Raw genomic sequence first — 22,576 nt, forward strand, 5'->3', positions numbered from 1 at the left:
CGCCGCCATGCGATGAGGCACGGACGGCCGGGACAAGAAGCCCGGCCATGCGACGGCTCTTATGCAAAGCTCTTGGCGAAGCCTTCGACCGCCGACTTCAGCTTGGCAGCACTGTCGTCGGAGAGGTCGCGGCTGTCGCGGATCGCATTGAGGATCTCGACGTTCTTGCCGCGCAGCAACGACAACAGGCCGTCCTCGAACGCGCGCACCTTGTTGACCGGGAGCGGATCGAGATAGCCGTTGGTGCCGGCCCAGATCACGCAGACCTGCTCTTCCATCTTCAGCGGCGCGAACTGCGGCTGCTTCAGGAGCTCGGTCAGGCGCGAACCACGGTTGAGCAGGCGCTGGGTCGAGGCGTCGAGGTCGGAGCCGAACTGCGCGAACGCCGCCATTTCGCGGTACTGCGCGAGCTCGCCCTTGATCTTGCCGGCGACCTTCTTGGTGGCCTTGGTCTGCGCCGAGGAGCCGACGCGCGACACCGACAGACCGACGTTCACGGCAGGACGGATGCCCTGGAAGAACAGGTCGGTTTCCAGGAAGATCTGGCCGTCGGTGATCGAGATGACGTTGGTCGGAATGTAGGCCGACACGTCGTTGGCCTGGGTTTCGATGACCGGCAGCGCCGTCAGCGAGCCGGAGCCCTGGTCCTTGTTCAGCTTCGCCGCGCGCTCGAGCAGGCGGGAGTGCAGATAGAACACGTCACCCGGATAGGCTTCGCGGCCCGGCGGGCGGCGCAGCAGCAGCGACATCTGGCGGTAGGCGACGGCCTGCTTGGACAGATCGTCATAGATGATGACGGCGTGCATGCCGTTGTCGCGGAAGTACTCGCCCATGGTGCAGCCGGTGAACGGCGCGATGTACTGCATCGGGGCCGGATCGGAAGCGGTGGCGGCGACGATGATCGAGTATTCGAGCGCGCCCTGCTCTTCCAGCACCTTCACGAACTGGGCAACGGTCGAACGCTTCTGGCCGATCGCGACATAGACGCAATACAGCTTGATGTTCTCGTCCGGCTGCGCGTTGAGCGGCTTCTGGTTGAGGATGGTGTCGAGCGCGATCGCGGTCTTGCCGGTCTGACGGTCGCCGATGATCAGCTCGCGCTGGCCGCGGCCGATCGGGATCAGGGCGTCGATCGCCTTGAGGCCGGTCGCCATCGGCTCGTTCACCGACTTGCGCGGAATGATGCCGGGCGCCTTGACGTCGACGCGCATGCGCTTGTCGGCCTGGATCGGGCCCTTGCCGTCGATCGGGTTGCCGAGCGCGTCGACGACGCGGCCGAGCAGGCCCTTGCCGACCGGCGCGTCCACGATGGCGCGGGTGCGCTTGACGGTCTGGCCTTCCTTGATCTCACGGTCGGCGCCGAAAATAACGATACCGACGTTGTCGGTTTCGAGGTTCAGCGCCATGCCGCGGGTGCCGTTCTCGAACTCGGACCATTTCACCGGCCTGGACGTTGTCCAGACCGAAGACGCGAGCGATACCGTCACCGACGGACAGCACCTGTCCGACTTCGGAGACTTCAGCTTCCTGGCCGAAATTCTTGATCTGGTCCTTGAGGATCGCGGAAATTTCCGCGGCGCGGATGTCCATCAGCCTGCCTCTTTCATCGCGTGCTTGATCGAATTGAGTTTGGTGCGAAGCGAACTATCGATCATACGGCTGCCAAGCTTGACCACGAGGCCACCGATGATCGAGGGGTCGACTTTCACGTTGAGCGCGACGTCCTTGCCGGTCACCGACTTCAGGGCAACCTTGAGGGCGTCGAGATTCTTGTTCGAGAGCGCTTCCGCCACGGTGACGTCGGCCGTCACCTCGCCCTTGAACCTGGCGACGAGGGCGCGGTAGGCGCGGATGACGTCAGCCACCGCGAACAGGCGGCGGTTGGCGGTCAGAACCTTGAGGAAATTGGCGGAGATGCCGGCGATGCCGGCCTTGTCCAGCACGGCCGAGAGGGCCCTGGACTGCGTTTCGGCCGCAAACACCGGGCTGCGGACGAGGCGCGTCAGATCGGCGCTTTCGTTCAGCAAGCCCTCGAATTTGTCGAGATCGGCTTTGACCTCGTCGACCACTTTCTGGTCGCGGGCCAGTTCAAACAAGGCCGTTGCATAACGACCCGACACACCGGAAACGGACGTATCTTCTGCAGCCACAGACGCGCTCTTTTTGCTGTCAAACTCGCAAGGGAAAAACCGTCGCCACAAAGCGGCGCCAAGCGATCCAAGCCCTTGGAATTCAAGCGGGACTTCGATTTTCGACCCCGCACGGTACGTGCCGGGCTCGTTAAAATCGCGGCTTTGCTAACATAGCAGGCGCGCACGTGCAACATGACGCCAAATTAAAGGCACGACGTTCTTTCGCCAGTCCGTCGCAGTCCAAGACGACGCAACGACGACTTGCCACCTGACGGAATTGTCGCGCGCTTGGCGCCGATGCCCGCCCATTTGTTCCTGCCCTGAGCGCATAGCGGCCATGAACACGGATCGCTGAGGCGTGATTCCTGCCCCGCCGGCTTCACTCGCCGAATACTTACCCAATTCTAAACACTGAAAGCGATGACTTCCGTTTACAGTATTTCTAAGTAATTGGCGGGTTAACAAAACATTAAAATCAAAGGTTACGGGACATCGGCTGAATACCGGTCGACAGTAACAAGATGTTTCATGAGGACATAGAACGGATTTACTGCCCAATTCACGCCTCATTAGGAATCGAAACGCCATCCCGCTCACAAACTTACGAGGGCTCCACTTGCCTCATATGTGGCAATACTAGCTTAGGACCATTAAATGCTGTCTTTGAAGATGCTGGGCTCTGTGACCCGGCCGCGTACGGCGATCGCTTTCGTTGCCACAACACTCCTCGTCGGTGGAACTGCCACCGAAGCTTCCGCAAAATCCCGGCATCACCATCGGTATTCTCACCATCATCACCGCCACCACGCCGAAAACGATGCCAGCACGACCTCCGACTGGCGCAGCGCCAATGCGTCGATGACGCCGTCGTCGGGCACGGGCCGCAGCTTCTCCGGCATGGCTTCGTTCTACGGCAACGAGTCCGGCAGCAAGACCGCCTCGGGCCAGCGCTTCAACCAGAACGCCATGACCGCGGCGCACCGTTCGCTGCCGTTCGGCACCAAGCTGCGCGTCACCCACGGCGGCTCGAGCGTCATCGTCACCATCAACGACCGTGGTCCGTTCATTCGCGGCCGTGTCCTTGATCTCTCCACGGGCGCTGCCCGGGCCATCGGCCTCACCGGTGCCGGCGTCGGCCGCGTCACCGCGGAAGTCGTCTCCTAGGGCGCGACAGCGCCTCACCGCACAAGTGCAGTTCCCGTCATCGTCCGCATGGACGTGTGAGCAGCGGGATCAGCGCGGGTGAAACAAGCCCGCCGTCTTGGGGGACGGCGGGCTTGTTTTATCCCTTTTGTCATTCGCGAGGAGCGCAGCGACGAAGCAATCCAGACTGCCTCCGTGGAGGGATTCTGGATTGCTTCGCTGCGCTCGCAATGACGGGGAGAGAGTTTTGTAGTCCCTATAAAAAGCTCTGCGGATCGACGTCGACTTCGAGCTTTTGATTGCCTTTCGGCTTCGGGCACACGGCAAGCCAGTTGCGCAAATAATCCGACAGGTCGAAGCCGCGCGCCGATTTCACCAGGATGCGGAAGCGGTAGCGGCCCTTGATGACCGCGAGCGGGGCTTCCGCCGGGCCCAGCACCACCACGCGTTCGTCGCGCGGCGCGAGCGCCACGAGACGGCGGCCAAATCCTTCGGCGCTCGGTCGGTCGCCGGCGGAAATGATCAGGCTCGCGAGCCGCCCGAACGGCGGATAGAGCGTGCGCTCGCGCAAGTCGATCTCGCTGTCGTAGAAGGCTTCGCGGTCGCAGGCGATCAACGCCTTCATCACGGGATGGTCGGGCTGGTGGGTCTGGAGATAGCCGACGCCGCGGCCCTGCTCGCGCCCGGCGCGGCCGATCACCTGGTTGAGCAATTGCCAGGTGCGTTCCGATGCACGCGGATCGCCATTGGACAGGCCGAGATCCGCATCGACCACGCCGACGAGATTGAGCCGCGGGAAATTGTGGCCCTTGGCGACGAGCTGCGTGCCGATGATAATGTCGACGCGGCCCTCCGCGATGTCATTCAGTTCGGAGCGCATCGTCTCGATCGAGGTGATGAGATCGCTCGACAGCACCATGGTGCGCGCTTCGGGGAATAGCGCGGCCGCCTCTTCCTGCAAGCGCTCGACGCCGGGCCCGACCGCGACCAGCGATTCCTCCGCCGAACAATGCGGGCAGGTTTGCGGACGCGGCATCGAGAAGCCGCAATGGTGACAGACGAGCCGCTGGCGAAAGCGGTGATCGACCAGCCAGGCATCGCAGATGGTGCAGGCGAAGCGATGACCGCAGGCGCGGCACAGCGTCAGCGGCGCATAGCCGCGGCGATTGAGGAACAGCAGCGCCTGCTCGCGCTTTTCGATCGCGATTCTGATCTCGGAAGCGAGCCGCGGCGAGATGAAGCGGCCGCGCGCCGGCGGCCCGCGGCGCATGTCGATGGCCTCGATATGCGGCATGTGCTGACCGCCGAAGCGCGACGGCAGCGCGATGCGCTGATAGCGGTTCTTGCGCGCATTGACCTCGGATTCGACCGACGGCGTCGCCGAGGCCAGCACGATCGGGACCTTTGCGATATGCGCGCGCACCACCGCCATGTCGCGCGCGTGATAATGCACGCCCTCGTCCTGCTTGTAGGCCTGGTCGTGCTCTTCATCGACGACGATGAGGCCGAGATTGCCGTAAGGCAGAAACAGCGCCGAGCGCGCGCCGACCACGACCGGCGCGCTGCCCTCGGAGATCGCCGCCCAATTGCGCGCGCGGGTGCGCGGCGTCAGCTCCGAATGCCATTCCAAGGGGCGCACGCCAAAACGCTGCGCGAAGCGGTCGAGGAACTGGCCGGTCAGCGCGATCTCCGGCATCAGGATCAGCGACTGTCTTCCGCGGCGGATCGCCTCGGCCACGGCTTCGAAGTAAACCTCGGTCTTGCCCGAGCCGGTGACACCGTCGAGCAGCGCGACGTGGAAGGTGCCGTTTGCCGCGAGCGCGCGCATCGTATCGACAGCAATGCGCTGGAGCTGTGTGAAATCCGGCCGGCTGAAATCCGGATCGGGGGCCGGCGGCGGCGGAGGCGGCGGCATCGGCTCGACCGTCAGCGTACCTTCGTCGACGAGGCCGTCGATCACGCCGGCCGAAACGCCGGCTTCCTTGGCGGCTTCCGATTTGCCGTGCAGCAGCCGGTCCGACAGCACCCCGATCAGGCGCTGCCGCGCCGGCGTCAGCCGCCGCGGGGAATCACCGACCAGGCGCACGCCGGCGCGCACCCGCTCTGGGCCGAGGTTCTCGCCCATTCGCAGGCACATGCGCAGCACCATGCCGCGCGGGCTCAGCGTGTAATTGGCGACCCAATCGACCACGGAACGCAGCTCGGGCTTCAACGGCGGGATGTCGAGCTTTTCGCTGACCTCCTTGAGACGGTTGTGCAGGCGCGGATCCGGATTGGCGTTTTCGGCCCAGACCACCGCGATCACCTCGCGCGGGCCGAGCGGCACGCCGACGAGATCGCCCGCCCTCAGCTCCATCCCGCGCGGCACCTTGTAGGAATAGGTCTGGTCGAGCGCGACCGGCACCAGCACGTCGACCATGCGGGTCGCGTTGGCGGGGGCGGTCTGGCTGCGCGACGAATGATCCATGAGGGAGAATCGGAACCTGGGGGCCTTGAAGCTAACGCCTGGGGGAGGCCTTAGCGAACAGTAAACGGGTGTGATGCGATATACTGAGTGGAATCATTACGTCCAGAGCGCATGAGCAAAGCGGCCGCCCCACAAATCGAGCTCGCCAGCGCCGATCCCTCGATCGCGCAGGAGATGACGCGCTGGCTGTCGCATCTCGGCGCGGAGCGGCGGCTGTCGCCGAAGACGCTGGAAGCCTATAGCCGCGACTTGCGGCAGTGCCTGGATTTCCTCTGCGCCCATTGGGGCGAGCGCGTCACGCTCAAGCGTTTCGCCGCCCTTGAGGCCACCGACATCCGTGCCTTCATGGCGATGCGCCGCGCCGACGATATTGCCGGCCGCTCGCTGATGCGCGCACTCGCGGGCCTGCGCTCGTTCGGCCGCTTTCTCGAACGCGAAGGCAAGGGCAAGGTCGGCGCACTCTCGGCGATCCGCGCGCCGAAAGTCGCCAAGACCCTGCCAAAACCGTTGCCGATGGCGTCCGCCAAACGTCTTGCGGACGCCGACGAACGCGCCGGCGAGGATCGCGAGACCTGGATTTTGGCGCGCGATGCCGCGGTGATGGCGCTTCTGTATGGATCAGGCCTGCGTATCTCCGAAGCGCTTGGCCTGACGCGCCGCGAGGTGCCGCGTCCCGGCGAGGGCGACGTGCTGATCGTGACCGGCAAGGGCAACAAGACCCGCATGGTGCCGGTGCTCCAGAACGTGCTCGCGCTCGTGCAGGAGTACGTCGCGATGTGCCCGTATCCGCTGCCGGCCGAAGGCCCGATCTTCGTCGGCGCACGCGGCGGGCCCTTGAGCCCGCGCATCATCCAGCTCGCGATGGAGCGGCTGCGCGGCGCGCTCGGCCTGCCCGACAGCGCCACGCCGCACGCGCTCCGCCATTCCTTCGCGACGCATCTGTTGTCACGCGGCGGCGATCTGCGCGCAATTCAGGAATTGCTCGGCCATGCCTCGCTCTCGACCACGCAGATCTATACCGGCATCGATTCCGAGCGGCTGCTGGAAGTCTATGCCAGCGCGCATCCGCGGCGGTGAGGCATCAGTCGGCGAGATACTCAATGTCAAAGATGTAGTTCGAGCCGCGGCCGATCTCGGCGCGAACATAGGGCTTGAACTTGAGGCGGTCATAGACCGGCGTCGTCGCCTTCACACCGTGTGACCCCCGATATCGGCAAGATGTTCGGCGATTCGCTTGCCGGACCCGCGTAAGCTCTCCACGCGCCCCTCAATCACGAGGCGCGGCTCGGCATAGTCCGAATACAATGTGCTGGCGAATAGCCAGGTCCCGGCAGCACCAAGCACAAGGGCGACCACAAGCTTCCACTTGGAAAGCCGTGGCGAACCCTGGCCGCCGTTCATCAACCTGCGCAGGGCCAATCCAAACATAGTCAGCGAGAACATCACGCCGAACAGATAGGCATCCGTGACGCCCGCGATCGAGCTGCGCCAGTAGAGAAGGCCGAGGACGAAGTAGACGAAGAACGCGCTGATCGCGGCCACGATGACGTAGAGGCGCAGCCGGGGATGGCTGATCGCCGCCAGCAGGACGACGAAAAGGGCCACGATCGGCCAAAGCGCCCAGGCGATGAATTCCGCTGTAGTCATGCGCTGAACGTAAGACGCGTGACAAAAAAATCCCTTAAAGCATCCGCTCAAATGATCGCTTGGCGCTTGCGCCGGAACAACGGTTCGGTCAATCGTGGGGAACCGAGCCAGGAGGGACTTATGAGCGCACATGAAAGCATGGAGCATGCCGAGCATGCCGAGCACGCGTCCGGCTCGAACAAGAAGATCGCCCTCCTGATCGCCGTGCTGGCGCTGTTCCTGGCGATCTCGGAGACGCTCGGCAAGGGCGCCCAGACCGAATCGATCAGCAAGAACGTCGAGGCCGCCAATCTCTGGGCGTTCTTCCAGGCGAAGAGCGTTCGCCGCACCGTGGTGCTGACCGCGTCCGAGCAGGGCAAGCTCACGCTCGGCGCCACCACCGACGACGCCATCAAGGCGACGGTGCAGAAGCAGATCGACGACTGGACCAAGACCGCGGCGCGCTATCGCTCCGAGCCGGAGACCGGCGAAGGCACCGAGCAGCTCGCCGAAAAGGCCAAGCACGCCGAGCACGAGCGCGACGAGGCGACCGCGAAATACCATCACTTCGAACTGGCGTCGGCCGCCTTCCAGATCGGCATCGTGCTGGCCTCGGCCACCATCATCACCGGCATCATCGCGCTCGCCTATGTCGCCGGTGTTTTGACTCTGGCCGGCATCTTCATGACGGCGCTCGGCCTGTGGATGCCCCATCTGCTGCATTTGCATTGATGCGCTGAAGCGGCGTACACCCCTGTCATGCTCCGCGAAGGGGCATCCAGTACGCCGCCCGCCTTCGCGGGCAATGACACCGAACAAGTGGCGACGATCAGCGCGCTTCGTGCACGCTCTTGCGAAAACGCTGGATCAATCGGAGCGTGCGGGAGGACCAGCCTTCGCCGTTGCCGGCGATCAGCTCCCTGATGCGGCGTTTGACCGGATCGACCAGCTCGGCGGCCTTGGCGCGCAGCTTCATCACGAGCTGATAGAGCCGCTCGAACCAGCCCATCTCCATCAGCTTGTCGCGCGTCACGTCGAACACGAAAGCGGTGACGCCGACCCCGAGCAGCTTTGCGAACAGGATCGTGACGACCGCGCTGGTCCAGTATTCGTGCGTGAGCAGCCACAGGCCGACCAGCTTGAGCGGAAACAGCGGAACGATCGGGACCGCGAACACGATCAGCGTCATCGCCGGCGACAGCGCGTCGACGCGCTCCGACAGCCATTGCTTGAAGCGGGCGAGCGGAATGATTGCGACAGCCCGCGCGACGATCGGTTCGAGATGATCCCACAGCCAGGCTTCGATCAGGAAGATGATCGCAAGCAGGACCCAGACCGGTTGAAGCAGGCGGCGCAGCATGTGTTTCCCGCCCGATTCGGAGCTGGGCGCGACCTACATATGGATGGCCCGCTTGCCGACTGCAAGCGCGGCCTCCTTGATGGCCTCCGAGCGGGTCGGGTGCGCGTGACAGGTGCGGGCAAGATCCTCGGCGCTGCCGCCAAACTCCATGAGAACGGCCGCTTCATGGATCATTTCGCCGGCTTCGCGGCCGATAATGTGCACGCCCGAGCACGCGATCGGTCTTCGCATCTGCGAGAATCTTCACAAAGCCGTCGGTGGTCTGGTTGACCTTGGAGCGGCCGTTGGCGGTAAAGGGAAACTTTCCGACCGTATAAGCCACGCCCGCCTGCTTCAGCTCCTCCTCGGTCTTGCCGACGCAGGACACTTCCGGCGTGGTATACACGACGCCCGGGATAACATCGTAGTTCACGTGACCGGCCTGCCCGGCGATGATCTCCGCGACCGCGACGCCTTCATCCTCGGCCTTGTGTGCAAGCATCGGGCCCGCCACGACGTCACCGATGGCATAGACGCCCTTCACGCTGGTGGCGAAATGCGGATCGATCTGCACGCGGCCGCGATTGTCGAGCGCTACGCCCGCTTCCTTCAGCCCCAGCCCGTCCGTGTACGGCGCGCGGCCGATGCAGACCAGAACGACGTCGGCTTCCAGCGTCTCGGCAGCGCCGCCAGCGGCGGGCTCGACCCTCGCCTTCAGCATCTTGCCGGAGGTGTCCACGCCTGTGACCTTGGCGCCGAGCTTGAACGCAAAACCCTGCTTCTCCAGGATGCGCTGGAATTGCTTGGCGATCTCGCCGTCCATGCCGGGCAGGATGCGGTCCAGGAATTCGACGACGACCACTTCGGCACCGAGACGATGCCAGACCGAGCCGAGCTCGAGGCCGATCACGCCGGCGCCGACGATCAGCAGCTTGCCGGGGACCTTGTCCAGCGAGAGCGCGCCGGTCGACGACACGATGCGGGTCTCGTCGATCTCGATGCCCTTCAGCCGCGCGATGTCCGAGCCGGTCGCGATCACGATGCTCCTGGTTTCGATGACCTGCGACTTGCCGTCGGCGGAGATCTCGACCTTGCCGGTGCCCAAGATCTTGCCGGTGCCCTTGAGCACGTCGATCTTGTTCTTCTTCATCAGGAACTCGACGCCCTTGACGTTGCCGTCGATGCCCTGCTGCTTGAAATTCATCATCGAGGGCAAATCGAGCTTCGGCGCGCCGAGACCGACACGCCCATCTTGGCAAAGGAATGCCCGGCTTCCTCGAACATTTCGGAGGCGTGCAGCAGCGCCTTCGACGGCATGCAGCCGACATTGAGGCAGGTGCCACCGAGCGTGGCGTTCTTTTCGACCACGGCGACTTTCATGCCGAGCTGGCTTGCGCGCACCGCGCAGACATAACCGCCCGGTCCGGTGCCGATGACGACGAGATCGTAGGTAGCCATGAGAGAAAGTCCCGTGAGTTTAGCGTGATGAGGATGTGTCAGCGTCCGCGCGGCGCGTCAGCGTCCGCCGGACACATCGAGAGTGGCTGCGGTGACGTAGGAGGCCTCGTCCGACATCAGCCAGACGATGGCGTTGGCGATTTCGTCGGCGGTGCCGACGCGCTTCATCGGCACCATATGGGCCAGACGATGATGCCGATCGGGCTCACCGCCGGAGGCGTGGATTTCGGTGTCGATCAGCCCGGGGCGGATGCCCGCGACGCGGATGCCTTCGCTTGCGACCTCGTAGCCAAGGCCGATGGTGAAGGAATCGATCGCGCCTTTGGAGGCGGCATAATCGACATAGGTATTGGGTGCGCCGAGCTTGGCGGCAACCGATGACAGATTGACGATGACGCCGCCCTGGCCGCCATGCTTGGTCGACATCCGCTTCACCGCTTCGCGGGCGCAGAGGATGGAGCCGGTGACGTTGACCGCCATGACGCGCTGGATGCGTTCGGCCGACATCTCGTCGACACGCACGCCGCTGGTCCCGACGATGCCGCCATTGTTGACGAGCGCGCCGAGCGTGCCGAACTTGTCCGCCGCCTGGAACAGCGCGAGGATGTCGCTTTCCTCCGCGACGTCGCATTTGACCGCGATCGCCTTGCCGTTGCTGGCCTCGATCGCGGCAACCACCTCGTCGGCGGCCTGCTTGTTGCTGGCATAGCCGACGACGACGCGAAAGCCGCGCGCGGCCGCCGCAATCGCGGTCGCGCGGCCGATGCCGCGGCTGCCGCCGGTGATGACAACGACTTTATCCGTCACGCGCGCCTCCATGGTTCGACACGCGCCGCCGCGAAAGGCGACGGCGCTCGCAGAGCATCAGGGTTCAGAGATCGAGCACCAGGCGAGCCGGATCTTCCAGGCTCTCCTTGACGCGAACCAGGAAGGTGACGGCTTCCTTGCCGTCGATGACGCGGTGATCGTAGGACAGTGCCAGGTACATCATCGGGCGGACCTCGACCTTGCCGCCGATCGCCATCGGCCGCTCCTGGATCTTGTGCATGCCGAGGATGGCCGACTGCGGCGCATTCAGGATCGGGGTCGACATCAGCGAGCCGTAGATGCCGCCATTGGTGATGGTGAAGGTGCCGCCCTGCATCTCGTCGATCTTGAGCTGGCCGTCACGGGCACGGCGGCCGAAATCGGCGATGCCCTTCTCGATGTCGGCGATCGATTTGTTGTCGCAGTCGCGCACCACGGGCACGACAAGGCCCTTGTCGGTGCCGACGGCGACGCCGATGTGGTAGTAGTTCTTGTAGATCAAATCGGTGCCGTCGATCTCGGCGTTGACGGCCGGGATGTCCTTCAGCGCCTGCACGACGGCCTTGGTGAAGAAGCCCATGAAGCCGAGCTTCGAGCCGTGCTTCTTCTCGAACGCATCCTTGTAGTGCGCGCGCAGCGCCATGACGTTGGTCATGTCGACCTCGTTGAAGGTCGTGAGCATCGCCGCGGTGTTCTGCACGTCCTTGAGGCGGCGCGCGATGGTCTGGCGCAGCCGGGTCATCTTGACGCGCTCTTCGCGGGCGGCGTCATCGGCCGGCGACGGCGCGCGGACCTGAACGGCGGCGGCAGGCTGGTTGACCGGGGTCGGCGCAGACGCCGCACGCTCGATCGCGGCGAGCATGTCGCCCTTGGTGACGCGGCCGTCCTTGCCGGAGCCCGGAACGGTCGAGGCGTCGATGCCGGTCTCAGCCGAGAGTTTGCGCACGGACGGGGCGAGCGGGGCATCGGCCGGCGGCGCCTTTGACGCCGCAGCGGGAGCAGCCGCGGCGGCGGCGGCAGGAGCGGCAGCCGCGGGCTTTGCGGGCGCAGCGGCAGCCGGCTTGGCAGCGCCAGCGGCACCCTCGGTGATCTGGCCGAGCAGCGCACCGACCGCAACAGTCGCGCCATCGGCGGCGACGATCTCGCTCAGCGTGCCGGCGGAGGGCGCCGGGACTTCGATGGTGACCTTGTCAGTCTCGAGCTCCACCAAGGGCTCGTCGACGGCGACGGGATCGCCGGCCTTCTTGAACCAGCGGCCGATGGTGGCCTCAGTGACGGATTCGCCGAGGGTCGGCACACGAATTTCAGTCATGGTCTTTTCCTTAAGGAGATCGCCAATGCGGTCGGGAATTTTCAGGTGTCATCGGCCGGCGAAAAGCAGACCATCCAGCAGGCCCAAACGTTCGCATTCACCACGGACGCCACGGTTTGCCGGATGCCCCGCTCCAGTGCGCCATTGCGCACAAGGCGGGGCATGACGCAGCTCGAAAAAGCTCAGCTCAGTGCTTCGTCCAGGAACGCCTTCAACTGCGCCTGATGCTTCGACATCAAGCCAGTGGCGGTCGCGGCGGAAGCGGCGCGGCCGACATAACGCGGACGCCGGCTCACACCGTTCACCTGATTCAGCACCCATTCCAGATAGGGCTCGATGAAGTGCCAGGCACCCATGTTGCGCGGCTCTTCCTGGCACCACACCATTTCGGCCTTCTTGAAGCGGGACAGCTCGGCCACCAGCGCCTTCAGCGGCACCGGATAGAGCTGCTCGACGCGCATCAGGTAGATGTCGTCGATGCCGCGCTTCTCGCGCTCCTCGTAGAGATCGTAATAGACCTTGCCGGTGCAGAGCACGATGCGGCGGATCTTGTCGTCCGGAACGAGCTTGGTCGCCTCGCTCGGCTGCATCTGGGCGTCATCGTAGAGGATGCGGTGGAAGGTCGTTCCCTTCGCGAGTTCCTCGAGACGTGACACAGCCCGCTTGTGACGCAGCAGCGATTTCGGCGTCATCACGATCAGCGGCTTGCGGATCTCGCGATGAAGCTGCCGGCGCAGCACGTGGAAGTAGTTCGCCGGCGTGGTCGGGTAGACCACCTGCATGTTGTCTTCGGCGCACATCTGCAGGAAACGCTCGAGCCGCGCCGAGGAATGCTCCGGTCCCTGGCCCTCATAGCCGTGCGGCAAGAGGCAGACGAGGCCGGACATGCGCAGCCATTTGCGCTCGCCCGAGGAGATGAACTGGTCGAACACGACCTGCGCGCCGTTGGCGAAGTCGCCGAACTGGGCTTCCCACAGCGTCAGCGTGTTCGGCTCGGCGAGCGAGTAGCCGTACTCGAAGCCGAGCACCGCTTCTTCCGACAGCAGCGAGTTGATGACCTCGTAATGGCCCTGTTCGTGGCCGAGATGGTTGTACGGTGTGTAGCGGCTCTCGTCCTCTTGGTCGATCAGGACGGAGTGGCGCTGCGAGAAGGTGCCGCGCTCGGAATCCTGACCCGACAGGCGGACATGGTGATTCTCGTTGAGCAGGGTGCAGAACGCCAATGCCTCGCCGGTCGCCCAGTCGATGCCGGCGCCGGTGTCGATGGCCTTGGCGCGGTTGTCGAGGAAGCGCTGGATGGTGCGGTGGACGCGGAAACCGTCCGGCACCTTGGTGATCTTGCGGCCGATATCCTTCAGTTCTGCGGTGTCGACGCCAGTGACGCCGCGCCGCGCATCTTCTTCCTGATCGGCGATCTTGAAGCCGGCCCATTTGCCGTCGAGCCAGTCGGCCTTGTTGGGCTTGTAGCCGGAGCCGGCTTCGAGCTCGGCATCGAGCCGCGCGCGCCAGTCCGCCTTGGCCTTCTCGACCTCGCCCTCGGTCAGCACGCCTTCGCTGATCAGGCGGCGGGCGTAGAGCTCGAGCGTCGACGGATGGGCCGCGATCTTCTTGTACATCACCGGCTGGGTGAAAGCCGGCTCGTCGCCCTCGTTATGGCCATGCCTGCGGTAGCAGAACATGTCGATGACGACGGGCTTGTGGAATTTCTGCCGGAACTCGGTCGCGACCTTGGCCGCGAACACCACGGCCTCCGGATCGTCGCCGTTGACGTGGAAGATCGGCGCGTCGATCATCTTCGCAACATCCGACGGATACGGCGAAGAACGGGAATAACGCGGATAGGTGGTGAAGCCGATCTGGTTGTTGACGATGAAGTGCACGGAGCCGCCGGTGCGGTAGCCCTTCAGGTCCGACAGGCCGAAGCATTCCGCGACCACACCCTGGCCGGCAAACGCTGCGTCGCCGTGCATAAGGAGCGGCATCACCGAGATGCGCTGGTCCGGCGGATCGCCGTGCTGATCCTGCTTGGCGCGGACTTTTCCGAGCACGACGGGATCGACGATCTCGAGATGCGAGGGATTGGCAGTCAGCGACAGATGGATGCGGTTGCCGTCGAACTCGCGATCCGAGGATGCGCCGAGGTGATATTTGACGTCACCCGAGCCTTCGACCGCGTCCGGATTGGCCGAGCCACCCTTGAACTCGTGGAACAGCGCGCGATGCGGCTTGCCCATTACCTGGGTCAGCACGTTGAGGCGGCCGCGATGCGGCATGCCCAGCACGACCTCCTTCACGCCGAGATTGCCTCCGCGCTTGATGATCTGCTCGAGCGCGGGGATCAGCGATTCAGCACCGTCCAGGCCGAAGCGCTTGGTGCCGGTGAATTTGGTGTCGCAGAATTTCTCGAAACCTTCGGCTTCGACCAGCTTCATCAGGATGGCGCGACGGCCTTCGCGGGTGAAGGAGATTTCCTTGTCCGGCCCCTCGATCCGCTCCTGGATCCACGCCTTCTGCGCCGCGTTGGTGATGTGCATGAACTCGACGCCGAGCGTCTGGCAGTAGGTGCGCTCGCAGATCGCGGTGATTTCGCGCAAGTTGGCGTATTCGAGACCGAGCACATGGTCGAGGAAGATCTTGCGGTCGAAATCGGCTTCGCTGAAGCCGTAGGTCCGCGGATCGAGTTCTTCGCGATTGCGCTGGGCTTCGATGCCGAGCGGATCGAGCTTGGCGTGGAAATGACCACGCATGCGGTAGGACCGGATCAGCATCAAGGCGCGGACCGAGTCGCGCGTGGCCTGGAGCAGGTCGGCGGAGGAGAGGCCGCCGCCCTTATCGCCGCCCCTGGCCTGCGCCTTGGCGGCGATCTTGGCACCGACCGTCTTCTCGACTTCCGCCCAATTGCCGTCCAGGGCGGAGGTCAGATCGTCCTGCGGGGTCAGCGGCCAGTTGGCGCGCTCCCAGGACGGGCCTTCGGCGTTCTTGCTGATGTCAGCCGGCTGGTCGTTGAGGCTCTTGAAGAAGTCCTGCCACTCGGCATCCACCGAGGACGGATCCTTCTCGTAGCGGGCGTAGATTTCATCGATGTAGGTGGCGTTGGTGCCCTGCAAAAAGGAGGAGAGGGCAAAGGCTGCGTTCGCGTCTTGGCGAGACATACTTGAGTTCCTGGCGATTTCGGTTCGCGCATAACAAACGGCGCTGGCGCTGGGCTCCCCGGCAGAGGACCAGCGCGACAGGCACCATTTACCCTATTTGCTGCGAAACTTCGCCCGGAAAAGTGCGAAGGAGTGAATTAGCCCTTCAATTTTTCGGCAAGCGTGTGCCCAAGGCGGGCTGGAGACGGAGACACTGTAATTCCTGCCGATTTCATCGCGTCGGTCTTGGAACCCGCGTCGCCCTTGCCGCCCGAAATGATCGCGCCGGCATGGCCCATGCGGCGGCCGGGAGGGGCCGTGACACCGGCAATGAAGCCGACCATCGGCTTCCTGCGGCCGCGCTTGGCTTCGTCCTTGAGAAACTGGGCGGCGTCTTCCTCGGCGGAACCACCGATCTCGCCGATCATGATGATCGACTCGGTCTTGGGGTCGCCCAGCAGCATTTCCAGCACGTCGATGAATTCGGTTCCCTTGACCGGATCGCCGCCGATGCCGACCGCGGTGGTCTGGCCGAGGCCTTCCTGGCTGGTCTGGAACACGGCTTCGTAGGTCAGGGTGCCGGAGCGGGAGACGATGCCGACGCTGCCGGTCTTGAAGATGTTGGCCGGCATGATGCCGATCTTGCATTCGCCGGCGGTCATGACGCCCGGGCAGTTCGGCCCGATCAGACGCGACTTGGAACCGGCCAGCGAACGCTTCACGCGCACCATGTCGATGACAGGAATGCCCTCGGTGATGCAGACGATCAGCGGGACCTCGGCATCGATGGCTTCGCAGATCGCATCGGCCGCGCCCGGCGGCGGCACGTAGATCACGGACGCGTCGGCGCCGGTCTTCTCACGCGCCTCGCGCACGGTGTCGAACACCGGCAGGCCCAGATGCGTCGCGCCGCCTCTGCCGGGCGAAGTGCCGCCGACCATCTTGGTGCCGTAGGCAATCGCGGCCTCCGAGTGGAACGTGCCGTTCTTGCCGGTAAAGCCCTGGCAGATGACCTTGGTGTTCTTGTCGATCAGGATGGACATGAGGTCTGCTTTCGCGAAACTAACGTGTGAGAGGTCAGTGGATGCGGCGGTAGACGCCGGTGAGGACGTCGGCCCAGCCTTCCGCGTCCGGCGAGAACTGGATCTTCAACGAATAGGAATCGTCGTCGATGATTTCGTAGACGTGGCGCGCATTGCCGCGGAGCGAGCCGCGCACCAGTGTCAGGGTCTTCCCGACCCAGCCGCCGGAGGCGGGCGAGGGCGGCGTGTAGCCGAGCGAGTCGTACCAGAACAATTTGTAGGTCCGGTCCTCGCGGTCGAAGGTGAAGATGCCGTGGGTGGCGAAGACCTGCTTGCCGTCGCGCATCTGAACCGAGTCCTGGATCAGGTAAAACCCGTTGAGGTCCATGCGCGCGACGGTGCGCGAGGTGGCCGGCCCGCCTTCCGTCCAGCGCGACGGAAAGACCACCTCTTCGCCATTCCATTCGCCGGCGAACGCGGCAAGACGCGCGTGCTCCGGCAGCGGGGATGATGCGGCGAGATGGTCCTGGGTCATGGCCTTAGCCTCCCTTGACGGCCTTCACGATCTTCTGCGCGGCGTCGTCGAGATTGTCGGCCGGCACCACGTTGAGGCCGGATTCACGGATGATCTTCTTGCCCAGTTCGACATTGGTGCCTTCGAGGCGAACCACGAGCGGCACGCTGAGGCCGACTTCACGCACCGCAGCCGTGACGCCCTCGGCGATCACGTCGCACTTCATGATGCCGCCGAAGATGTTGACCAGGATGCCCTTCACGTTGGGATCGGCGGTGATGATCTTGAAGGCGGCCGCGACCTTTTCCTTGCTGGCGCTGCCGCCGACGTCGAGGAAGTTCGCCGGCGCCATGCCGTAGAGCTTGATGATGTCCATCGTCGCCATGGCGAGACCGGCGCCGTTGACCATGCAGCCGATGTTGCCGTCGAGCGTGACGTAGTTGAGATCGTACTTCGACGCCTCGATTTCCTTGGCGTCTTCCTCGGTCTCGTCGCGCAGCGCCAGCACCTCGGGGTGACGGAACAGCGCGTTGTCGTCGAACGACACTTTTGCGTCGAGCACGCGGAGCTGGCCCTGCTTGGTTACGACCAGCGGGTTGATCTCCAGCATCGACATGTCCTTGGCCACGAAGGCCGCGTAGAGCTGCGCGGTGAGCTTCTCTGCCTGCTTGGCGAGATCGCCGGAAAGCTTCAGCGCGTTGGCGACGGTGCGGCCGTGATGGCCCATGATGCCGGTCGCGGGATCGATCGAGAAAGTCACGATCTTCTCGGGGCTGTTGTGCGCGACGTCCTCGATGTTGACGCCGCCCTCGGTCGATACCACGAACGAGACGCGAGAGGTCTCGCGGTCGACCAGGATCGAAAGATAGAATTCCTTGTCGATGTCGGAGCCGTCCTCGATGTAGAGGCGGTTGACCTGCTTGCCGGCGGCGCCGGTCTGGATCGTCACGAGCGTGGCGCCGAGCATCTGCTTGGCGAACTCGGAGACCTCCGCGGCCGACTTGGCGATGCGGACGCCGCCCTTGTCGCCGGCGGATGCTTCCTTGAACTTGCCCTTGCCGCGGCCGCCGGCATGGATCTGGCTCTTGACCACCCAGACCGGGCCCGGGAGGGCCTTGGCCGCTGCGTCTGCGTCAGTCGCCTTCAGGACCGCAACGCCCTTGGAGATCGCCACGCCGAACTCATTCAGCAGCGCTTTGGCCTGATATTCATGGATATTCATATGGTCGCTCCCTGAACCCGCGGGCGGTGACCGCATGGGCCCACCTCAGTCTTGTGGCTGGCATACCATATACCACAGGAACTGCAACTCGGATTCTTTGACATCGATCTCTGGACTTGCGGACCCGGAACCCGCCCGACGCGGCCTCCGGAAATGAAACCGCCGAAGACCGGGTTTCGGTCTTCGGCGGGGACGTTTTGACCTTAGCGGCCGAGAAGATCGGGTGCGATCTTCTTGCAGGCGTCGACCAGGCCCTGAACCGCGCCGACCGACTTGTCGAAGGCCTCGCGGTCCTTGCCGACGAGTTCGATCTCGACGACGCGCTCGACACCCTTGGAGCCGATCACGACGGGCACGCCGACATACATGTCCTTCACGCCGTATTCGCCGTTCAGGTAGGCGGCTGAGGCCAGCACGCGCTTCTTGTCGCGCAGATAGCTCTCGGCCATCGCGATCGCGGAGGCCGCCGGCGCGTAGAAGGCCGAGCCGGTCTTGAGCAGATTGACGATCTCGGCGCCGCCGTTGCGGGTGCGGTCGACGATCTCGTCGAGGCGAGCCTGCGAGGTCCAGCCCATCTTGATGAGGTCGGGCAGCGGGATGCCGGCGACGGTGGAGTACTTCACCAGCGGCACCATGGTGTCGCCATGGCCGCCCAGCACGAAGGCGGTGACGTCTTCGACCGAGACGTTGAATTCGTCGGCCAGGAAGTAGCGGAAGCGCGACGAATCCAGCACGCCGGCCATGCCGACGACCTTCTTGTGCGGCAGGCCGGAAGCCTTCTGCAGCGCCCAGACCATCGCGTCGAGCGGGTTGGTGATGCAGATGACGAAAGCGTCGGGGGCGTACTTCTTGATGCCGGCGCCGACCTGCTCCATGACCTTGAGGTTGATGGAGAGGAGGTCGTCGCGGCTCATGCCGGGCTTGCGCGGCACGCCGGCGGTGACGATGCAGACTTTTGCGTCGTCGAGCGCCTCGTAGGAGTTCGCGCCGGTGAAATGCGCGTCAAAGCCGTCGACCGGCGAGGATTGCGCGATGTCGAGCGCCTTGCCCTGCGGCACGCCCTCGGCGATGTCGAACATCACCACATCGCCCAGCTCTTTCAAGCCGATGAGATGAGCCAACGTTCCGCCGATCTGACCGGAGCCAATCAAAGCAATCTTGTCGCGCGCCATGTGAACCTGTCCTTTAGACACGTCAGGAGGGGAAAACTGAGACGGGTGGTTATCCCTTTAGCCTCCCCCGTTCAAGTCGCCGGTTGCCCATTTGTCGGGCTTGCCGCGTATTGGAGCGCATCCCTGTCATTCCAGAGCGCATCCAACCGGTTTGCACGAAACATGGCCCGATGACGGGCTCCGTCGCGGCCCCCGGAATGACAGCGCTGGCAAATAGGACTTAAGTCTCCACCAAGCCCTTTTAAGTTTCCACCAAGCCCTTGGTCGAGCCGCTGGCGGTGGAATCCTTGCGGCCGTGGGGCAGCGCCAGATAGGATTCCGAGCTCATTTCAATCAGGCGCGACGACGTCCGCTTGAACTCGTTGGCCTCGTTGCCCTCGTGGGCGAGGTACAGCGAGATCGGGTTGGCATCGGCGGAAGCCATCAGCTTCACGGCATTGTCATAGAGTGTGTCGATCAGCGTGATGAAGCGCTTGGCGGCGTTGCGCTGGGAGAGGCCCATCACTGGAATATGGTCGACCAGGATGGTGTGATAGTCGTGCGCCAGCCTGAGATAGTCGGATGCGCCGAGCGGCTTCTCGCAAAGATCGGCGAACGAAAACCGCGCCACGCCGGGGGCCGAGCACGGCACGTGCAGGATGCGCCCCTTGATCGAAATATCGCGCGACTTGCATTTGGCGCTGCCGGACATCTTCGACCAGGCGCGGTCGAGCGCGGTGCCCGCCTCAGTGTCTGCCGGCGTCAGCCACATCGGCACGCCCTGAAGTTTTTCCAGCCGGAAGTCGGTGCGCGCGTCGAGCCGCAGCACGTCCATGTGGTCGGTGATCTGCTTGATGAAGGGCAGGAACAGCGAACGGTTCAGGCCGCCCTTGTAGAGATCGTCGGGCGCGACGTTGGAGGTCGCGACCACCACGGTGCCGAGCTCCAGCAGCTTTGCGAACAGGCGGCCGAGGATCATCGCGTCGGCGATGTCGGTGACGTGAAATTCGTCGAAGCAGAGCAGCCAGCTCTCCTCGAAGATGGCGTTCGCGGTCAGCGTGATGACGTCGCCGTCGGCGATCTCGCCGCGCGCGATGCCCTGGCGATAGTCGTAGATGCGCTCGTGCACATCGGCCATGAACTCGTGGAAATGCGCGCGCCGCTTGTGCTCGACGGTACTGTGCTGAAAGAACAGGTCCATCAGCATGGTCTTGCCGCGGCCGACCTCGCCATGGACGTAGAGCCCGTGCGGCGCGTCGTCCTTGTCGCTGCTGAACAGGCGACTGAGCAGGCCCTGCTTGCGCGGCGGCTTGTAATCGGCGAGCCGCTCGTCAAGCGCCGTATAGGCTTCGGCGATCTCGGCCTGCGCAGCGTCGGGCTCGATCGCGCCTGATACGATCAGGGCCTGATACGTCTCGCGGAATGGGGAACTGGGAATCGAGAGCATGGCTCTTTACCGCCAGAGACCGGCGGAAATTGCAACTGTATATTGGCGCAATGGGCGCATGCGCTTATCCTGGTCCACGTGGGTGCGGGCGGATGATTGAAATATCAGAGAGTTAAGCGGCTACTTTGAGGTTCCTGACATGGCTCTTAGTATCGAGGACCCCGAGACCGAGCATCTCGCGTGGAGGCTGGCGCAACTCACCGGCGAGACCGTTGTGGTCGCGACGAAGCGAGCTATCGAGGAGCGACTTAGCCGGATCGACAATCAGCACCGCAAGACTGCTCTCTTGGACGATATGGCCGCGATCCGCCGACGCTGGAGCGAGCTGCCTGTGGTAGCCGACCAGACGGCAGACGAAATCGTTGTCTATGACAAACACGGATTGCCATCCTGACGCGACAGGCGCCACGCGCCACATGGCTCGCGAGCCAAGCTCACTCACACAACTCGTAAGCGTCCTCGACCACATAGGGACCGCCGCCGGTGGAGGCGCGCGAGGAGAACAGCACGAAACGTTCGGCCGTGAACGCCTTGCTGGGAAAATAGCCGCGCAGCGAGAGATAGTCGGCGACATCTCGGTCGGTGGCGTCGTGCAGACGGGCCAGCGTGACATGCGGGATGAACTTGCGGCCTTCAGGGTCGAGGCCGATCCGCTGCATCATGCGCTCGAGCTCGGCCTGCAATTCCATCAGCGGCTTGCTCGGCACGATGGTTGCGACCACCGCGCGCGGCTTGCGTCCGCCGAAACTCTGCAAACCCTGCACCTTCACCTCGAACGGCTTGCGGTCGACGCGAAACAGCATCGAGGCGATTTCGTTGGCGGACATGCCGTCGATATTGCCGATGAAACGCAGGGTGACGTGGTAATTTTCGGGATCGATCCAGCGGGCGCCGGGAAGCCCGCCCCGCAAATTGGAAAGCGACTGGCCAATCTCGGCCGGAATTTCCAGACCGGTGAACAAACGCGGCATCGTTTCGCACTCCCGATGCTTGGGCATGATCCCTTCGGAAAGACCATATCCAAATTTTAGAGCCGGCGACGAATCACCGGTACCCCAATTCCTATCGCAGTTGTGTGACCCTGCGAAGCATCGCGCTCCTTACCCCGGTAAAACCCTGGGAATTACGGTCGGCGCTGCCTGCTTTTCAACGCCGTTGCTCAGCTATCGTGCCAAGGAATGCCTCAACCGTGGGCAAGATATTCTTGACGATGATGTCGACGCCGGGCGCGGTCGGATGAATGCCGTCGGCCTGGTTGAGTTTGGCGTCGGCCGCGACACCCTCAAGAAAAAACGGATAGAGCGGCACGTCGAATTTTCTCGCCAGATCCGGATAAATCGAATTGAAGCGTGCCGCATAATCCGGGCCGTAATTCGGCGGCGCCAGCATGCCGCACAGCATCACCGCGATCTTGCGCGCCTTGAGGCGCTGGACGATCTCGGTGAGCGCGGTGCGCGTCAAATCGGGATCGATGCCGCGCAGCGCGTCGTTGGCGCCGAGCTCGATGATGACACCATCGGTTCCGTCAGGGACCGACCAGTCGAGCCGGTCACGGCCGGCGGACGAAGTGTCCCCGGACACCCCCGCGTTGGTCATGTCGACGTCTATGCCTTTGGTATGCAAGGCTTTTTTAAGCTTTGTGGGGAATGCTTCCTGGGCCGGGAGACCGAGACCGGCGCTTAAAGAATCGCCGAGAACGACAAGCTTGACTGGTTTCGCCGCTTCCGCCCAGGCCGGATTTGCGACCGTCATCAAAGCGAACATCAACACGGCTATGTGCATGAACAATCCGTAACGCCTCTCGA

The 22,576-nt window shown here is 63.9% G+C and carries 18 protein-coding genes and 2 pseudogenes; 4 read left to right on the forward strand and 16 right to left on the reverse strand.

The window, feature by feature from the left end:
- Positions 1-59: 59 nt before the first annotated feature.
- Positions 60-1,590, reverse strand: a pseudogene (gene atpA, locus ACVWYI_RS01630) (F0F1 ATP synthase subunit alpha).
- Complete coding sequence (locus tag ACVWYI_RS01635; RefSeq protein WP_247339434.1) at positions 1,590-2,150, reverse strand: F0F1 ATP synthase subunit delta; 561 nt, start codon at positions 2,148-2,150, stop codon at positions 1,590-1,592. The pseudogene atpA and the gene ACVWYI_RS01635 overlap by 1 nt, the downstream one beginning before the upstream one ends.
- 636 nt (positions 2,151-2,786) lie before the next feature.
- On the opposite strand from ACVWYI_RS01635, the gene ACVWYI_RS01640 reads away from it, so the two are divergent.
- Positions 2,787-3,296, forward strand: coding sequence for a septal ring lytic transglycosylase RlpA family protein (locus ACVWYI_RS01640; RefSeq protein WP_456661038.1), 510 nt, complete (start codon positions 2,787-2,789; stop codon positions 3,294-3,296).
- Between the two features lie 235 nt (positions 3,297-3,531).
- Here ACVWYI_RS01640 and ACVWYI_RS01645 read toward each other — a convergent pair whose 3' ends face one another.
- Entirely contained in the window at positions 3,532-5,742 is a 2,211-nt protein-coding gene (locus ACVWYI_RS01645; RefSeq protein ID WP_456661039.1) for a primosomal protein N', read from the reverse strand.
- Between the two features lie 111 nt (positions 5,743-5,853).
- Between ACVWYI_RS01645 and ACVWYI_RS01650 the strand changes: the two genes are divergently transcribed.
- Positions 5,854-6,819 carry a tyrosine recombinase XerC gene (locus ACVWYI_RS01650; protein WP_247344385.1) on the forward strand — a complete coding sequence of 322 codons (966 nt, stop codon included), beginning with the start codon at positions 5,854-5,856 and terminating at the stop codon, positions 6,817-6,819.
- Positions 6,820-6,930: 111 nt separating this feature from the next.
- Here ACVWYI_RS01650 and ACVWYI_RS01655 read toward each other — a convergent pair whose 3' ends face one another.
- Entirely contained in the window at positions 6,931-7,389 is a 459-nt protein-coding gene (locus tag ACVWYI_RS01655; RefSeq protein WP_456661040.1) for a hypothetical protein, read from the reverse strand.
- Positions 7,390-7,509: 120 nt separating this feature from the next.
- Here ACVWYI_RS01655 and ACVWYI_RS01660 point away from each other — a divergent pair, with 120 nt between their 5' ends.
- Positions 7,510-8,100 carry a DUF4337 domain-containing protein gene (locus ACVWYI_RS01660; RefSeq protein ID WP_247444070.1) on the forward strand — a complete coding sequence of 197 codons (591 nt, stop codon included), beginning with the start codon at positions 7,510-7,512 and terminating at the stop codon, positions 8,098-8,100.
- A gap of 97 nt (positions 8,101-8,197) precedes the next feature.
- Here the strand turns inward: ACVWYI_RS01660 and ACVWYI_RS01665 are convergent, their stop codons facing one another.
- From ACVWYI_RS01665 to zapE, 10 genes and pseudogenes are all read right to left on the reverse strand, one after another.
- Positions 8,198-8,728, reverse strand: a complete 531-nt coding sequence (locus ACVWYI_RS01665; protein WP_247344395.1) for a hypothetical protein — start codon at positions 8,726-8,728, stop codon at positions 8,198-8,200.
- Between the two features lie 33 nt (positions 8,729-8,761).
- Positions 8,762-10,165 (reverse strand): annotated as a pseudogene (gene lpdA / locus ACVWYI_RS01670) (dihydrolipoyl dehydrogenase).
- A gap of 57 nt (positions 10,166-10,222) precedes the next feature.
- The gene (locus ACVWYI_RS01675; protein WP_249804385.1) at positions 10,223-10,984 is read right to left on the reverse strand and encodes an SDR family oxidoreductase; all 762 of its coding nucleotides are present in this window, start codon (positions 10,982-10,984) and stop codon (positions 10,223-10,225) included.
- A 52-nt stretch (positions 10,985-11,036) separates the two neighbouring features.
- Complete coding sequence (gene odhB / locus ACVWYI_RS01680; protein WP_247344402.1) at positions 11,037-12,284, reverse strand: 2-oxoglutarate dehydrogenase complex dihydrolipoyllysine-residue succinyltransferase; 1,248 nt, start codon at positions 12,282-12,284, stop codon at positions 11,037-11,039.
- 182 nt (positions 12,285-12,466) lie between these two features.
- Positions 12,467-15,436: a 2-oxoglutarate dehydrogenase E1 component gene (locus ACVWYI_RS01685; protein ID WP_456661041.1), complete on the reverse strand. Its 2,970-nt coding sequence runs from the start codon at positions 15,434-15,436 to the stop codon at positions 12,467-12,469.
- Between the two features lie 137 nt (positions 15,437-15,573).
- Positions 15,574-16,458 carry a succinate--CoA ligase subunit alpha gene (gene sucD, locus ACVWYI_RS01690; RefSeq protein ID WP_456661042.1) on the reverse strand — a complete coding sequence of 295 codons (885 nt, stop codon included), beginning with the start codon at positions 16,456-16,458 and terminating at the stop codon, positions 15,574-15,576.
- Between the two features lie 34 nt (positions 16,459-16,492).
- Positions 16,493-16,972 (reverse strand): DUF1579 family protein, encoded by a 480-nt coding sequence (locus tag ACVWYI_RS01695; protein ID WP_354049758.1) that lies wholly within the window; start codon positions 16,970-16,972, stop codon positions 16,493-16,495.
- Between the two features lie 4 nt (positions 16,973-16,976).
- Entirely contained in the window at positions 16,977-18,173 is a 1,197-nt protein-coding gene (sucC, locus tag ACVWYI_RS01700) for an ADP-forming succinate--CoA ligase subunit beta (RefSeq protein WP_456661043.1), read from the reverse strand.
- Between the two features lie 203 nt (positions 18,174-18,376).
- Positions 18,377-19,345 carry a malate dehydrogenase gene (gene mdh / locus ACVWYI_RS01705; protein ID WP_456661044.1) on the reverse strand — a complete coding sequence of 323 codons (969 nt, stop codon included), beginning with the start codon at positions 19,343-19,345 and terminating at the stop codon, positions 18,377-18,379.
- Positions 19,346-19,586: 241 nt separating this feature from the next.
- Positions 19,587-20,771 carry a cell division protein ZapE gene (zapE, locus tag ACVWYI_RS01710; protein ID WP_456661045.1) on the reverse strand — a complete coding sequence of 395 codons (1,185 nt, stop codon included), beginning with the start codon at positions 20,769-20,771 and terminating at the stop codon, positions 19,587-19,589.
- Between the two features lie 139 nt (positions 20,772-20,910).
- On the opposite strand from zapE, the gene ACVWYI_RS01715 reads away from it, so the two are divergent.
- Positions 20,911-21,165 carry a type II toxin-antitoxin system VapB family antitoxin gene (locus ACVWYI_RS01715; protein ID WP_456661046.1) on the forward strand — a complete coding sequence of 85 codons (255 nt, stop codon included), beginning with the start codon at positions 20,911-20,913 and terminating at the stop codon, positions 21,163-21,165.
- A 40-nt stretch (positions 21,166-21,205) separates the two neighbouring features.
- On the opposite strand, the gene thpR is transcribed toward ACVWYI_RS01715, so the two are convergent.
- Positions 21,206-21,742: an RNA 2',3'-cyclic phosphodiesterase gene (gene thpR / locus ACVWYI_RS01720; protein ID WP_247444080.1), complete on the reverse strand. Its 537-nt coding sequence runs from the start codon at positions 21,740-21,742 to the stop codon at positions 21,206-21,208.
- Between the two features lie 175 nt (positions 21,743-21,917).
- On the reverse strand, positions 21,918-22,553 hold the full coding sequence (locus ACVWYI_RS01725) for a GDSL-type esterase/lipase family protein (protein ID WP_456664468.1): 636 nt from the start codon (positions 22,551-22,553) through the stop codon (positions 21,918-21,920).
- Positions 22,554-22,576: the final 23 nt, after the last annotated feature.

This window comes from Bradyrhizobium sp. LB13.1, assembly GCF_054056815.1.